Origin of the sequence: Paenarthrobacter sp. C1, from assembly GCF_049315185.1 — a bacterium.
Lineage (GTDB): Bacteria > Actinomycetota > Actinomycetes > Actinomycetales > Micrococcaceae > Arthrobacter > Arthrobacter nicotinovorans.
Window position 1 is genome coordinate 4,326,985 of sequence record NZ_CP186052.1, and the last position, 14,897, is coordinate 4,341,881.

The 14,897-nt window shown below is 62.8% G+C and carries 12 protein-coding genes; 7 read left to right on the forward strand and 5 right to left on the reverse strand.

What is annotated here, in order from left to right:
- Nucleotides 1-21: 21 nt before the first annotated feature.
- From ACNAOU_RS20215 to ACNAOU_RS20245, 7 genes are all read left to right on the forward strand, one after another.
- Nucleotides 22-3,420: a DEAD/DEAH box helicase family protein gene (locus tag ACNAOU_RS20215; RefSeq protein ID WP_422757604.1), complete on the forward strand. Its 3,399-nt coding sequence runs from the start codon at nt 22-24 to the stop codon at nt 3,418-3,420.
- Nucleotides 3,420-4,298: a GIY-YIG nuclease family protein gene (locus ACNAOU_RS20220; protein ID WP_422757606.1), complete on the forward strand. Its 879-nt coding sequence runs from the start codon at nt 3,420-3,422 to the stop codon at nt 4,296-4,298. Before ACNAOU_RS20215 ends, ACNAOU_RS20220 begins: the two co-directional genes overlap by 1 nt.
- Nucleotides 4,299-4,379: 81 nt before the next feature.
- A complete protein-coding gene (locus tag ACNAOU_RS20225; RefSeq protein ID WP_275776683.1) occupies nt 4,380-5,108 on the forward strand; it encodes a FadR/GntR family transcriptional regulator in 729 nt (242 codons plus the stop codon).
- Nucleotides 5,105-6,133, forward strand: a complete 1,029-nt coding sequence (locus ACNAOU_RS20230; RefSeq protein WP_422757607.1) for an asparaginase — start codon at nt 5,105-5,107, stop codon at nt 6,131-6,133. Before ACNAOU_RS20225 ends, ACNAOU_RS20230 begins: the two co-directional genes overlap by 4 nt.
- Before the next feature lie 13 nt (nt 6,134-6,146).
- Nucleotides 6,147-7,562, forward strand: coding sequence for an aspartate ammonia-lyase (gene aspA, locus ACNAOU_RS20235; protein WP_422757608.1), 1,416 nt, complete (start codon nt 6,147-6,149; stop codon nt 7,560-7,562).
- Nucleotides 7,563-7,709: 147 nt separating this feature from the next.
- On the forward strand, nt 7,710-9,218 hold the full coding sequence (locus ACNAOU_RS20240; protein WP_018779954.1) for an amino acid permease: 1,509 nt from the start codon (nt 7,710-7,712) through the stop codon (nt 9,216-9,218).
- A gap of 144 nt (nt 9,219-9,362) precedes the next feature.
- Nucleotides 9,363-10,034, forward strand: coding sequence for a FadR/GntR family transcriptional regulator (locus tag ACNAOU_RS20245; protein ID WP_079582886.1), 672 nt, complete (start codon nt 9,363-9,365; stop codon nt 10,032-10,034).
- Here the strand turns inward: ACNAOU_RS20245 and ACNAOU_RS20250 are convergent.
- Genes ACNAOU_RS20250 through ACNAOU_RS20270 form a run of 5 tightly spaced genes read right to left on the reverse strand, consistent with a single transcriptional unit; the run spans nt 10,031 to nt 14,801 of the window.
- Nucleotides 10,031-10,900, reverse strand: coding sequence for an amidohydrolase family protein (locus tag ACNAOU_RS20250; protein ID WP_422757610.1), 870 nt, complete (start codon nt 10,898-10,900; stop codon nt 10,031-10,033). The genes ACNAOU_RS20245 and ACNAOU_RS20250 overlap by 4 nt on opposite strands.
- A complete protein-coding gene (locus tag ACNAOU_RS20255; RefSeq protein ID WP_422757611.1) occupies nt 10,897-11,844 on the reverse strand; it encodes an aldo/keto reductase in 948 nt (315 codons plus the stop codon). The genes ACNAOU_RS20250 and ACNAOU_RS20255 overlap by 4 nt, the downstream gene beginning before the upstream one ends.
- Complete coding sequence (locus ACNAOU_RS20260) at nt 11,841-12,155, reverse strand: L-rhamnose mutarotase (protein ID WP_039243256.1); 315 nt, start codon at nt 12,153-12,155, stop codon at nt 11,841-11,843. The genes ACNAOU_RS20255 and ACNAOU_RS20260 overlap by 4 nt, the downstream gene beginning before the upstream one ends.
- Nucleotides 12,148-13,500 carry an alpha-L-fucosidase gene (locus tag ACNAOU_RS20265; protein WP_422757612.1) on the reverse strand — a complete coding sequence of 451 codons (1,353 nt, stop codon included), beginning with the start codon at nt 13,498-13,500 and terminating at the stop codon, nt 12,148-12,150. The genes ACNAOU_RS20260 and ACNAOU_RS20265 overlap by 8 nt, the downstream gene beginning before the upstream one ends.
- A complete protein-coding gene (locus tag ACNAOU_RS20270) occupies nt 13,497-14,801 on the reverse strand; it encodes an L-fuconate dehydratase (RefSeq protein ID WP_039243236.1) in 1,305 nt (434 codons plus the stop codon). Before ACNAOU_RS20270 ends, ACNAOU_RS20265 begins: the two co-directional genes overlap by 4 nt.
- Nucleotides 14,802-14,897 lie beyond the last annotated feature (96 nt).

Genomic DNA, 14,897 nt, shown 5'->3' on the forward strand with positions numbered 1-14,897 from the left:
CAACGGATCGGAGACGGCTGCATGGGGGCAGTTACCAGCAACTTTGGGTTCATGCTGGGCGAGTGGCCCGAGTTGGCCCAGCAAGCACGCCGGGCCGAACAATTCGCCCGGGTCGATCCACGCGCTTCCGTGTTCTACGCCCGTTACACCATCGAACGTATTGTTGAGTGGCTTTACCAAGTGGAGCCCGGGTTGGTGACCCCCTACAAAGATGACCTCAACGCGTTACTGAACGAGCCCACCTTTAAGAATCTTGTGGGCGGTCCTATTGCCAACAAGCTCACGATCATTCGCAAAGCCGGCAATAATGCGGTCCACAATTCCGTTGGCCCCACCATCCAAGGCGCTGAGCTCGTGCTCCGCGAGCTGCACCACGTTTGCTATTGGCTCGCGAGGAACTACGCCAAAACCGGTAGCCAGCTGCCGCCGTCGTTGGTCTTCGACGCCAGTATCCTGGCCCCAAAGCCGAAGACGCCGGCACAGCAGCAGTCGCCCGAAGAACTCCAGGCACTCGAGAGCCAACTCAAAGCCCAAAACGAGGCCCTTGCACAAGCAGCAGCGGATTCGGCGGACCTTAAGGCCCAGCTGGAGATTCTGCAGGCTGAAGTCGCGGAGGCCAAAAAACAGAACCAGACCGTCCCTGACCACCACGACTATGACGAAGCCCTGACCCGCAGGCACCTCATCGATCTTGAGCTGAACGAGGCAGGCTGGCCGCTCACCAATACAGAAGACCGCGAGTTCAAGGTAGACACCATGCCCACGGCGAGCGGCACGCTCAGCGGAGTGGGCTACGTGGACTACGTGCTGTGGGGCGCTGACGGGCTGCCCCTCGCAGTGGTCGAGGCGAAAAGGACAACAAAGGATCCCCATGTAGGGAAGCAACAAGCCAAGCTGTACGCCGACTGCCTGGAACGTCGCTATGGTCGACGACCGATCATCTACTACACCTCCGGTTACGAGACATGGATCTGGGACGACACCATGTACCCGGAGCGCTCGTTGCAGGGCTTCCACACCAGAGATCAACTTCAACTGCTGATCAACCGCCGTCAGAGCCGAAAGCCTCTGGCTGAACAGGCAATCGACAACTCCATCGTCGAACGCCCCTACCAGCACAACGCCATCCGGGCCGTCACGGAGGCCTACGAAAAGGACTTCGAGCGCAAGGCGCTTGTAGTCATGGCGACAGGCACGGGCAAGACGCGCACCGTCGTCGCACTCGCCAAGCTCCTGCAGGAAGCCAACTGGGCCAAACGCGTTCTGTTCCTCGCGGATCGGGTTGCGTTGGTCAAGCAAGCGGCCAACGCGTTCAAGGCCCACCTTCCCGGTTCCGGCCCTGTCATTCTGGGCTCGGACGATGAAGCAGACAGCCGCATCCATGTGGCTACATATCCGACGATGATGAACCTCATCAACCGGACCGAGGGAAAGCTTGGCCAGCGGACCTTTGGCATTGGCCACTATGACCTCATCATCGTCGATGAAGCCCACCGGTCGGTCTACCAAAAGTACAGGGCGATTTTCCAGTACTTCGATTCACTCCTCATCGGGCTGACAGCCACGCCACAGTCAGAGGTGGACCGCAACACCTACAGCCTTTTCGGCATCGAGGACAACGTTCCAACGTTTGCCTATGAGCTCAGCGAGGCCATCGAGGCCGGATATCTTGTGCCACCGCGGGTCGTTCCGGTTCCGCTGAAGTTTCCTGACCAAGGCATCTCGTACGAGGACCTCCCAGCGGCTGAAAAAGAGCAGTGGGACGAGCTCGAATGGGACGAAGACGGCGAGATCCCGGACTCGGTCGATTCAAGCGTTATCAATACCTGGCTGTTTAACGCCGACACAGTGGATAAGGCACTGGAAGTCCTTATGACCCGCGGCCACAAAGTCGCCGGCGGGGATCGCCTGGGCAAGACCATCATCTTCGCGAAGAACAACAGACACGCGGAGTACATTGCTGAACGCTTTGACAAGAACTACCCGGCTTACAAGGGTCAGTTTGCTCGCGTCATCACCTATCAGGTGAACTACGCCCAGATTCTCATCGACCAATTCTCGACCACCGAGAGTGATCCCCGCATCGCTATTTCGGTAGACATGCTGGACACCGGCGTTGACGTGCCGGACGTCGTCAACCTCGTCTTCTTCAAGATGGTCAGGTCCAAGACCAAATTCTGGCAGATGGTGGGCCGCGGAACGCGACTCCGGCCGGAACTGTATGGGCCGGGCGAGGACAAGAAGGACTTCTTTATCTTCGACCTCTGCCGCAATGCCGAGTTCTTCAATGCGGGAATGCCCAGCAATGAAGGCTCTGTGGGTAAGTCACTCGCGGAGACTACGTTCGCTGCGCGCGTCCAGCTCCTGCAAACTTTCACTGACCTTCAATGGGACCCCCAAGCGCCCGTTGTTGCCGACCTCCGGCAAACCCTGAAACACGCAGTTGACCGGCTTCCGCTGGACAACTTCCTCGTTAAACCGGCACGCAAATGGGTGGACAGGTTCGCCGAAGAAGCAGCCTGGAAATCGTTGGCAGCCGAGGACTTCCAAGCTTTGCAAACCCAGATCGCCAGGCTCGCTACCATCGGCGCGCCTGCGGACACGGAAGAGGCCAGGCGGTTCGACTACCTGATGCTTCAGGCAGAGTTGGCGTCGCTGCAGGGATCGGCGGTTGGGCCGTTCCGGATAAAGATCCAAGCCATCGCCTCGGCCTTGCAGGACCAGCAGAGCATCCCGGCCATCGCCGCTCAGTTGCCCCTGCTGGAAACCATTCTCCACGACGACGAATGGGAATCCGTTTCGTTGGAATGGCTTGAGGACATCCGCAAGCGGCTCCGCGGGTTGGTCCATCTGATCGAGAAGCGGAAGCGCAAAGTGGTCTACACAAACTTCCAGGACGAGCTCGGCGTGCTTGAGGAAGTCGAACTGGTGGGGACAACCAATGGCTTCGTCGACCTCCCTCGGTACAAAGAAAAAATGCGTTCGTACCTGGCGCAATACGAGGAGCATGCAACCATTCAACGGCTCCGGCGTAACAAGCAACTGACGGCGTTGGACCTTGCCGAGCTTGAACGCATTCTTCTTGAAAGCGGTTTGGGTTCGCTTGAAGACTTGAATCGTGCCGCCAACGATGGCCTCGGCCTCTTTGTCCGTTCCCTGGTTGGTTTGGACCGCGAGGCCGTCGAGGAAGCGTTGTCAGAGTTTGTGGCTGGTACTACGCTCACAGCCCAGCAGCTCAACTTCCTCAACGTTCTGACCAATCACCTGATGGAAAACGGAAAGGTCAGCCCGAAGGCGTTGTTCAATTCCCCGTACAACGAGCTGGCCCCGTCCGGGCCGGATGTGCTGTTCGGCGATGAAAAAATCGGGCAGCTGATCAGCATCCTCCGCTCCATTGAGAACCACGCGAAGGTTGGCTGATGTCCCTCACCCTCGCCCATGTCCTGGCCGGCGTGGGGGCTGAGCAGGTCCCGCCGGTTTCCCTGGACGATATCCACGTAATACGCCACTCATTCAGGCCGAATGACGTTGCCGCGCTCCGTGGACCTGAAGACCTGACCGAGGAACGAGTCTTGGCGTACACCCGGGAGCAGGACATTTCGCCTCGTCGCTTCCCGGCAGCCCCTCCTCGCTTTTGGGTGATACTCATAGCCGACGGCAAGAACCGCTCTCGCCTCTGGGGAACCTTCGAAAATCGTGGAGAATTGGCGACTGAACGCAGTGGATCGTGCCGGTATTTCGACCTCCATTCAACGGATTTCCTTGCACCCCTCAAGGATCGGCTCGTAATTGACTGGGACAATCCCCGCAGCTGGCACCGTGGCGCCAGCTCCGCCAGCGCAGCGCGGATGCAGGTAGTCGAGATCGCTGACCGGGACAAGGTTCCTTTTCCTGGCTTCGACGGTGTGCTGCTTAGCTACCCCCAACTGCAGGACTTGGTGGATGACCCACGCTACGGGGACTGGCGCGCAGCACTTTCCGAGGTCCAGGGGATTTACCTGATTACTGACTCCAGCAACGGGAAGCAATATGTCGGCAAGGCCGACGGCTCAGAGCGGATCCTAGGCCGATGGACGTGCTACGCCCGCGACGGCCATGGCGGTAACGTGGCGCTCCGTGAGCTGGCGTATGACAGTGTGGGCGAAACAACGAGCATCAAAACAGACCACGCGCGGCACTTCGTTTTCAGCCTCCTCCGCGTGTTCGGCCCCAGCACGCCCTCGTCCGAAGTGAACACAGCCGAGTCCCACTACAAGGCGGCACTCATGACCCGAAAATTCGGCCTGAACAGAAATTAAGCCAAGTTTGACCAGTCCCCAAACCGTGAAGCAAGCCTTTCAGCGTTGACAGCCTCTTGTGACCCGTGCCATATTCGAAGCGTGAACCTGTCAGACAGCCGGACAGCCGGACAGCAAGAGCCCGTGAGCGGCCAATCAGCGCATATGCCTATTTCGCGCATTTCCGCAGCTGAGGCCGTCTTTGCTGCGCTCCGGCGGGCCATCGAGGGTGGCCAGTTCGATATCGGCACCAAGCTGAGTTCCGAAGCGACGCTGGCTGCCCAGTACGGTGTCAGCCGCTCAGTCATCCGGGAAGCGCTGCGGTCGTGCAACACCTTGGGCCTCACTGTCACCAAAACCGGCAAGGGCACATTCATTGTGGCCAACAAGGTTGCTAATGACCTTACCTTGGGTCAGTACAGTGCACGCGATCTCAACGAGGCACGTCCGCACATCGAGATCCCGGCAGCGGGACTCGCGGCGCAAAGAAGGACAGAGGAAGAGCTCGAACACCTCAAGGACATCGTCCAGGAGATGCTCAACGAGACCGACCCCGAATCATGGGTGAACCTGGACGCCACGTTCCACTCTGCCGTGGCCCGGGCCAGCGGAAACCGCGTGTTCGCCAGCGTTGTCTCTGACATCCGCGAGGCCTTGGCCCACCAGTCGGAAACCCTCAACCTCGTTGCTGACAGGCAACACCGCTCGGACGAGGAACACGTCGCAGTGCTGAACGCGATTGAAGCCGGCGATTCCGAAGCCGCAAGCAGGGCGATGGCCGACCACCTCCAGGCCGTCAGCGTTGCGCTGGACACAATCCTCAACAAATGACCCACCCAAAGGACACCATGCCCGTCCCCACAGCACCGGCCCATCAGGCCGCGGCGCAGAACACCAAGGCGCCAAACCACGTCCCGCTTGTCGAAGTGACCCGCGACGGACTGGTGGAGAGCATCCACTACGGCTCGCTGATCGCACTCTCGGCAGAGGACAGCAGCCTCATCGAGGCCGGCCAGCCGGACGCCCCCATGTACCCGCGTTCGAGCCTGAAGCCACTGCAGGCTGTCGCGCTCCTGAAGGCCGGCCTGGACATCCCCGAAAACCTCCTGGCGCTCACGGCTGCCAGCCACTCCGGCGCAAAGATGCACCGCGACGGCGCCACTGAGATCCTGAGGCTGCACGGCCTCAACGACCAAGCCCTGGCCAACAGCACGGACCTTCCGTACGGCGTCGCCGAACGCGAGGACTGGCTCCGCGCCGGAAACGGCCCCACCCGGATCGCGCAGAACTGCTCCGGCAAGCACGCGTCCATGACCGCCGTCTGCGTCATCAACGGCTGGCCTGTAGAGGGATACCTGCACCCGGAGCACCCGCTGCAGGTCCTGGTCCGCGACACCATCACCGAACTGACCGGCGAGGAAGCGGCCGCAGTCAGCACAGATGGTTGCGGGACTCCGCTGTTCGCCCACTCGCTGCATGGCATGGCCCGCGCCTATGGCCGCCTGGCCACCGCAGACCAGGACACTCTCGAAGGCAGAGTTGCGCACGCCATGCGCCGCTTCCCGGAGATGGTGGCCGGCGAAGGCCGCGACGTCACCGCCCTCATGCGTGCGATCCCGGGCTTGCTCGCCAAGGACGGCTTCGAAGGCCTCCAGTTGGTTGGTCTTCCGGACGGCACCGGCCTGGCGGTGAAGATTTCCGACGGCGGCGATCGCGCCCGCATGCCCGTCACCGTTGAGGTGCTTCGCCGCTTGGGCGTCGACGGCGGCAGCCTGGACACGCTTCAAAGCCCACCTGTGCTGGGCGGCGGCCTTCCGGTCGGCGAGCTCCGTGCAGCCCGAATTCTCAGCAACTAAACCAAGGACAGCTATGACCACCGTCGATCAGGCGATCCCCCTCCGTTCCGAACACGACCTCCTGGGCGATCGCGATGTACCCGCGGACGCCTACTGGGGCGTCCACACCCTCCGCGCTATCGAGAACTTCCCCATCACCGGGCAGCCGCTGTCCACCAACAAGCACCTGGTCCGTGGACTGGCTGCGGTCAAGCAGGCCGCCGCCCGCACCAACCACGAGCTGGGCCTCCTGGACGCTGAACATGCGAACGCCATCGACCAGGCCTGCCAGGACATCCTGGACGGGAAGCTGCAGGAACAGTTCATGGTGGACGTGATCCAGGGCGGCGCAGGAACCAGTTCCAACATGAACGCCAACGAGGTCATCGCCAACCGTGCCTTGGAAATCCTGGGGCACCCCAAGGGTGACTACGCAAAGCTGCACCCGAATGACCACGTGAACCTGAGCCAGTCCACCAACGACGTCTACCCGACGGCCGTGAACCTGGCGACGATCTTCTCGGTCAAGGAACTCCTCCTGGCCCTCGAAGAGCTTGAACAGGCGTTCGCCGAAAAGGGTCTTGAGTTCCGGACCGTCGTGAAGATGGGCCGCACCCAGCTCCAGGACGCTGTCCCCATGACGCTGGGCCAGGAATTCGGCGGTTACGCCGTGACCATCGGCGAGGACCGAGCCCGCCTGGATGAGTCCCACATGCTCATCCATGAGATCAACCTGGGTGCCACGGCCATCGGTACGGGCCTGAATGCCCCGGTTGGCTACGCGGACGCAGCCTGCCGCCACCTGGCCGAAATCACCGGCCTTCCCCTGCTGACCGCCGCGGACCTCATTGAGGCCACCCAGGATGTGGGAGCGTTTGTCCACCTGTCCGGTGTGCTGAAGCGCGTGGCAGTGAAGCTCTCCAAGATTTGCAACGACCTCCGCCTGCTGTCCTCCGGGCCGCGTGCGGGATTGGGCGAGATCAACCTTCCGGCTGTGCAGTCCGGTTCGTCGATCATGCCCGGCAAGATCAATCCGGTGATCCCGGAAGTGGTCAGCCAGGTGGCGTACGAAGTCATCGGCAACGATGTCACCGTCACCATGGCCGCGGAGGCAGGCCAGCTCCAGCTGAATGCCTTCGAACCGATCATTGTGCACAGCCTGCACAAGAGCATCTCCCACCTGGAAGCAGCGTGCCGCACCCTTACGGCACGCTGCGTCCGGGGCATCACCGCAAACACCGAGCGGCTACGGCTTACCGTGGAGCAGTCGATCGGTCTCGTCACGGCATTGAACCCCCACATCGGTTACGCCTCCGCCACCGCTATCGCCCAGGAGGCGCTGGCGACGGGCAAGGGTGTGGCAGAACTCGTGTTGGAGCACGGTCTCCTGACCGCTGCCCAGCTCGAGGAATTGCTCAGCCCGGAACGTCTGGCCAACCTGAGCAAATAGGCCAGATCAGGCCAGAGAAATCCCAGCGGCTGTAGTCAGCCGTCCCGCCCGATGAGGCATACCCCCAACGAGGCGCTGTCCTGTGTGCCCGGATCCCCGACCGGATCCACCCAGGACAACCCCAACAGGACACTCCTAAGGATTCCAATGACCAATCCCATCACTGACCACACGGTTCCGGCCCAAGCGCACGCCAGTGAGAAGGCCCTGCACAAAGAGGACTCCGGCTACCACAAGGACCTCAAGCCCCGCCAGATCCAGATGATCGCGATCGGTGGCGCAATCGGCACCGGCCTGTTCCTGGGTGCAGGTGGCCGTCTTAACGCCGCCGGCCCGTCCCTGGTGATCGCGTACGCCGTCTGCGGCTTTTTTGCCTTCCTGATCCTCCGCGCACTGGGTGAACTGGTGCTGCACCGCCCGTCCTCGGGTTCGTTCGTCTCCTACGCCCGTGAGTTCTACGGCGAGAAGGCGGCGTTCGTCTCCGGCTGGTTCTACTGGATCAACTGGGCCACCACCACCATCGTGGACATCACGGCGGCTGCCCTCTACATGAACTTCTTCGGCAAGTACATCCCCTGGATGGGCGCCGTTCCGCAGTGGGCGTGGGCCCTCATCGCCCTGGTGGTGGTGCTGAGCCTGAACCTCGTCTCCGTGAAGGTCTTTGGCGAGATGGAATTCTGGTTCGCCCTGATCAAGGTTGCTGCCCTGGTGGCCTTCCTCCTGGTTGGCACGTACTTCGTCATCTTCGGCACCCCGGTTGATGGCCAGGAAGTCGGCTTCAGCCTGATCTCGGACAACGGCGGCGTGTTCCCGAACGGCATCCTGCCCATGATCATCCTCATGCAGGGTGTGCTGTTCGCCTACGCCTCGATCGAACTCGTGGGCACGGCGGCCGGCGAAACTCCGAACCCCGAGAAGATCATGCCCAAGGCCATCAACTCCGTGGTCTTCCGCATCGCGGTCTTCTACGTCGGCTCGGTTATCCTGCTCGCCCTGCTGCTCCCCTACACCTCTTACGAAAAGGGTGTCAGCCCGTTCGTGACGTTCTTCGGATCCATCGGTGTCCAGGGCGTTGACGTGATCATGAACCTCGTGGTCCTCACGGCAGCGCTGTCCTCGCTGAACGCCGGGCTCTACTCCACGGGCCGTATCCTCCGTTCCATGTCCGTGGCGGGTTCCGCTCCGAAGTTCGCGCAGCGCATGAACAAGGCCGGCGTCCCTTACGGCGGCATCGCGATCACCGCAGGTGTTTCCCTGCTCGGTGTTCCGCTGAACTACCTCGTCCCGTCCGATGCCTTCGAGATCGTTTTGAACGTGGCTTCCGTGGGCATCATCGTCACCTGGGCAACCATTGTGCTGTGCCAGATGCAGCTCAAGCGCTGGTCCGACAAGGGCTGGGTGAAGCGTCCATCCTTCCGTTTGTTCGGCGCACCCTACACAGGCTGGTTGTCCTTGGTCTTCCTTGCCGGCGTCCTGGTGATGGTGTTCATCGAGTCCCCGCTCACCATGCTGGTCACCGCGATCGCTTGCGGGCTGATGGTCTGGGGCTGGTTCCTGTGCCGCAAGCAGATCCACGAGCTCGCCGCCACGCGTGACGGTTACACGGGCAGCGCCCCGGTGATCGCCAACCGCCCGCTGCCTGGCGGCGATAAGTAACAGCAGCACCCGTTAGCGCCCGACGGCGGCGCCCGGGTTCCGTAACAGCGGAACCCGGGTGCCGCCGTCGTTGGTTAACGCCCCCCAATTGGGTGAGGTCGCGGCGCGGGCAGACATCCGATCATTCGTGGCTACTATTGGTCCATGGCTGTCACAGACGAAGCGATCAGCAAGATCAAGGACATGCTGATCCGCGGCGAACTCAAGGCGGGCGATCGGCTTCCCCCTGAAAAGGAACTGAGCGAACGTCTTGGCCTTTCCAGGAGTTCGCTGCGTGAAGCAGTGAAGGCCCTGGAGCTGATCCGGGTGCTGGACGTGCGCCGCGGCGACGGCACGTACGTGACCAGCCTCGATGCGAAACTGCTCAACGAGGCCGTGGCGTTCGTGGTGGACCTGCACCAGGACCGTTCCATCCTTGAACTCTTCGAGGTCCGACGAATCCTGGAACCCGCCACGGCCCAGCTGGCAGCGGGCAAGATTACCGCGGACGAGCTCCAGTCCCTGCGGGCCACCATGGACGGGATCGACGAAAACACCGACGTCGAAGAACTCGTGGCCCATGACCTCGAGTTCCACAGCATCATCACCGCAGCCGCGGGAAACGACTACCTCGGCAGCCTCTTGGAGGCCCTTTCCAGCAGCACGGTGCGGGCCCGGATCTGGCGTGGATTGACGCAGGAAAAGGCCGTGTCCCACACTTTGGCGGAGCATCGTGCCATCGCGGATGCGCTGGAGCGCGGTGATGCGGAGCTGGTGCGGGCGCTGGTGACGGTGCACATCAGTGGCGTGGAGAACTGGCTGCGCCAGGCCCTCTAGGCATCCACCAACGGGTTGGCCGCCAGCCCATAGGTACGGATCGCAGTCCCCTCCAGGATGGAATCCTGCTCCGCGGGGCTCAGGGAGGACACCAGTTCCAGCAGGACGTCGAGGGTCCGGCCGTAAGGCGCCCCGAGGATGCTGACCGGCCAGTCGCCACCGATCATCAGGCGGCCGGCGCCGAAAGCTTCCAGCGCGGTTTCGAACAGCGGCCGCAGTGCCGCGCTGGTGTACGGCAGCCCCGGAGCGTGGAGCCCGGATAGCTTGGCTACGGTGTTAGGCTCGCGGCCCAAGGCAAGGAAATCAGTGCGCCACGAGTCCATGAGCGAGGCATCGGACCGCGGCGGCTTCCCCAAATGGTCAAGGACCACGGTCAGCTCCGGGAGGTCCCGGGCAAGCCGGACGGCCGCGCCCAAATGACGGGGGAATGCGTCCGGAATATCAAAGACCAGGCCACGTAGCGCCACCAAAGCGAGGGACTCGCGCACGGTAGGGAACTCCAGGAAGTCCGCCCGGGGATCGTCGTGCACCAAGTGGCGCACGCCCTTGAAGACAGGCTGTGCACTGAAGCTGTCCAGCTGGGAAGCGCACTCAGCCGGCGAGTCCAACCGCACCCAGCCCACCACGCCCAGCACCCACGGATTCCGCGCTGCGACGGCCAGCATGCTGTCCGTATCGGCTATGGTGTCGTCGGCCTGGACCAGCACCGCAGCCCGGACACCCGCGGCCTCCAGGGTCTCCCCCGCCTCTTCTTCGCCAAAGCTGCGGAAGAGCGCACCGTGCTGCGGACCGAGCCACGGGTAGGGACGTTCACCGCCGGTGACGAAAGTGTCCAGCGTCCACAGGTGCAGGTGTGAATCAATCACTGCCCGGCGCCTTTCCGCAAGCCCTCCAAAGCCTCCCACAGCTCTTCGGGGAGTGGCTCGTCCATGCGGGCGGCGTTGGTGGTGACCTGTTCAGGAGAAGTCGCTCCTGCTGTCACGTTCACCACGGCCGGATGCCGCAGCGGGAACTGGAGTGCCGCCGTCGGGAGTTCGACGCCGAAGTCGCGGCAGACGTACGCTAGCGCCCGGGCCCGCTCCAGCATTTCCGGCGGCGCTTGATCGTAGTTGTAGTGGGCGTCGTCGGGGACGTCCGGGCGGGCCAGGAGGCCCGAGTTGAAAACGCCCACATTCACGACGCCGGTGCGGCGCTCCACACAGCGGTCAAGCAGCTGAACGTCTGGCTGCTCCAGCAGGGTGTAGCGGCCGGCAAGCATCAGGAGGTCCAGGTCGGCGGCTTCGACGCATTCCAGCGCGGCTTCGGCGGAGTTGGTGCCCACGCCAATCGCCGTGACCAGGCCTTCGGAACGCAGCTTTTCCAGGGCCGGCAAGCCTTGTTCGATTCCGGCCTGCAGGTCGTGGACGTCGGGGTCGTGCAGGTACGCGATGTCCACATGGCTAAGGCCGAGCCGCTCCAAGGACTCCACGATACTGCGACGGATGCCTGCCTCGGAGAAGTCCCAAACACGACGGCTGGTGGCAGGAACGTCGAAGCCTTCGGAATCCCGGCCTCCGGGCCCGTTGGGTTCCAGCAGGCGCCCCACCTTGGTGGAGATGACGAATTCCTCCCGCGGTTTGTCCCTCAGGACAGCACCGAGCCTTTGTTCGGACAGGCCCAGTCCGTAATGCGGCGCGGTATCGAAGTAGCGGATCCCGGCGTCCCACGCCGCAAGTGCCGTGGCGAGGGCTTCCCCATCAGGAAGGGCCCGGTAGAGATTCCCTATGCCCGCTCCGCCGAAACCGAGCTTGCCCAGATCAGGTGCATTCATGGCAGTTCCCATACTCTACCGATACCCCTATCAGCCCCGGAGTAATCGTCCTGGACCTCCAAAAGTTCAGCCATGCGGGCTTGCCACGGGACGTTGGCGGGGTGATCGGCGAGCGCATGCCGCATTGCCTGGTAGTCGTCCACGTCCACCACGTGGAAGAGGTCGAGCCCGCTGCGCCAGATACGCCAGTTCCGCACCCCCGCTTCCTTCAATGCCGCCACGAGTTCCGGAGGGATGTTCGCATGGGCGTCAGAGTATTCCTCCTCGGCACCGGGCTTGAGGCGGGTGTGCAGGGCGATGCTCTCAGTCATCGCGTTCACCGGCCCCTGTGGAGCCGGGCTCTGCGGAGCCGGGCTCTGTGGAGCCTGCCCCTGTGGAACCGGGCTTGAGGAACAGTTCCAGCACGGGAACAGCGGCATCGGGTCGCTGCACCGGCAGCTTGATGGTCAGCGTGCCCGGCGGCTGGCCTCCGGGGGTCATGTTGGCTGGTTGCTGCCCGGGGTCCACTTCCTGCAGGAACACCTCCGAGGCATCGTTGAGCAGCTGGGCGTACTCCACTTTGCCTGCCAGGTCCGGCAGGTGCACGTATTCGAAGGGCCAGCTGAACAGGTGAACGTACAGCCTGTCCCCGCGCTGCGTGTAGCGGACGTCGGAGGGCGCGGTGAACGGCGAAGTCCCCGCCCCGTAGATGGAACGGGAGTGCAGCTGCATCCACTTCCCGATTCCCTCCAACGACTCCAGCGCCCGCGGATCAAGGGACCCCCTGCCGGTGGGGCCAACGTTGAGCAGCAGGTTGCCACCTTTGGAGACGCCATCCACCAGCATCCGGATCAGCAGGTCCACGGACTTGTAGTTCTGGTTGTCCCGGTCGTACCCCCAGCTGCCGTTCAGGGTTTGGCAGGCCTCCCAGGTGACGGGTTCGCCGTCGAGCATCATGGGGCCGGCGGGCTGGTACTGCTCCGGCGTGACAAAGTCTCCCGGGATGTCCAGGCGGTCGTTGACCACGATCCCGGGCTGCAGTTCACGGACCATGGCGAGCAGTGCCTCCGAGCCCCAGTCGTTACGACCCTTGCCGCCCCAGAACTCTGCGTGGCCGAGGCCGGCGTAGGAGAAGTCGAAGAACAGATAGTCGATGGTGCCGTAGTTGCTCAGGAGCTCGCGCACCTGGCCATGGAGGTAGTCACGGTAGCGGGCCATGTCGCGACCGGCGTTGAGGCTTTCGACGTCGGCGGCGTTGCGTTGGGGATGTACCCCGTCAATGGTGAAGTCGGGGTGGTGCCAGTCAACGAGCGAGTGATAGAAGCCCACCTTCAGCCCCTCGGCGCGGAGTGCTTCGACGTAGGGCGTGATCAGGTCCCTGCCGGCGGGCGTGTTGGTGGCCTTGTAATCGGTCAGGGCCGAGTCCCAAAGGCAGAAACCGTCGTGGTGTTTGGTCGTGAGGACCACGTACTTCATCCCTGCCTCCCGGGCGGCCCGGGCCCACTCGCGGGGATCGTAGAGGTCCGGGTCGAAGCGGCGGAAGTACTTTGAGTACTCCTCCACCGTGATCTCTTCCCGGTTCATCACCCATTCGTGTCGTGCGGGCAGGGCGTAGATGCCCCAGTGCACGAACATGCCGAACCTTGCTTCTTCGAACCAGGGGGCGTGCTGGATCAATGGGTTTCCTTCCATACCGGGCCGTCCGGAAAGCTGTATGCGGCCAGTGTTTCACGGAGCATTTCGTTGCCGGCACCAGGGGACGACGGCGGCCAGTACGCGCCGCTGTGGACGTCCACGGGTGTGACGAAGTGTTCGTGGAGGTGGTCCACGAACTCTATGGTCCTGCCCTCTTTGGTCCCGGTGACCGCCACGAAATCGAACATGGACAAATGCTGCACGGCTTCACAGAGCCCCACTCCGCCTGCGTGCGGGCATACCGGGACCCCGAACTTCGCGGCCAGCAGCAGGATGGCGATGTTCTCGTTGACCCCGGCTACGCGGGCGGCGTCGATCTGCAGGACCTGCAGCGAGCCCGCCTGGAGCATCTGTTTGAACACCACCCGGTTCTGGACGTGCTCCCCCGTTGCCACCGGAATGGGTGCCACTGCGCGGGCGATGGCGGCGTGCCCGAGGATGTCGTCCGGGCTGGTGGGTTCTTCGATCCAGGCGATGTCGTACGGGGCAAGGTGGGCCATCCAGTCGATGGCGTCCTGGACATCCCAGCGCTGGTTGGCATCAACAGCGATCCTGATGTCCGGGCCGACGGCGGCGCGGGCTGTCCGGACGCGGCGGATGTCGTCGTCCAAGGACGCCCCCACCTTCAGCTTGATCTGTGTGAATCCGTCCGCCACGGCTTCCTTGGCCAGCCGGGTCAGTTTCGCGTCGCTGTAACCCAGCCATCCCGGCGTCGTGGTGTACGCGGGGTAGCCTTCAGCGCGAAGGGCGGCCTTCCGCTGTTCCTTTCCCGGTTCGGCGGCGTGGAGGATGGCCAGGGCTTCGTCCGGGGTGAGCGCGTCCGTGAGGTATCTGAAGTCGACCAGTGCCACGATTTCTTCCGGGGCCATGTCGGCAAGCAGTTCCCACAGGGGAAGTCCCGCACGTTTGGCTTTCAGGTCCCAAAGGGCATTGACCACCGCGCCGATGGCCATGTGCATGACGCCTTTTTCGGGTCCAAGCCAGCGGAGTTGGGAGTCGTGGGCCAGGAGCTTCCACGTCGCACCCATGTCCTCCAGCAAGGTTTCAACATCGGCGCCGAGGATGTGTCCGCGCAGGGCGTTGATGGCCGCCGTTTCCACCTCATTGCCGCGCCCGATGGTGAAGACGAAACCGTGGCCCTCATGCCCGTCGGTGGCATCGGTCCGGATGACCAGGTAGGCGGCTGAGTAATCCGGATCCGGGTTCATGGCATCGGAACCATCCAGGTCCCGGGACGTCGGGAAGCGAATATCGAATGTTTCGATCTCGGTGATGATGCTCATTGGGCTCCTGGCTACGTCGTATTCTTCGATGACAGCTAAACATCGGATGTATGCCTTGTCAATGGGTCACATTTCCGTATTATGGGGGAAAACATC